This window comes from Burkholderia sp. Ac-20353, from assembly GCF_017104785.1.
Lineage (GTDB): Bacteria > Pseudomonadota > Gammaproteobacteria > Burkholderiales > Burkholderiaceae > Burkholderia.
On record NZ_JAAGPL010000580.1, the window covers coordinates 1 to 262 of the forward strand.

Here is a 262-nt window from a genome sequence, read left to right on the forward strand (position 1 = left end):
TTCGCCACTCGCCACCAGGTGCAAGCACCCGTGCTGCCGTTCGACTTGCATGTGTAAGGCATGCCGCCAGCGTTCAATCTGAGCCAGGATCAAACTCTTCAGTTCAAACCTGTTACTGTTTTCGGTTTCGTTAGAAACCGGTCGCTCACTCAAAGCTGACAGGTCATATGAATTGCTTCATAAACCTGACTTACTTTAGTGTGAGACTCTTGATACTTTTGCTATCCCGATCCGAGGACCGGGCTCGCTGTCATCAAGCGCC

The 262-nt window shown here is 50.8% G+C and carries 1 rRNA gene; it reads right to left on the bottom strand.

Annotation, left to right across the window (positions count from 1 at the left end):
• A 16S ribosomal RNA gene (locus G3N94_RS42065) occupies positions 1-105 on the bottom strand; the annotation flags it as partial.
• Positions 106-262: the final 157 nt, after the last annotated feature.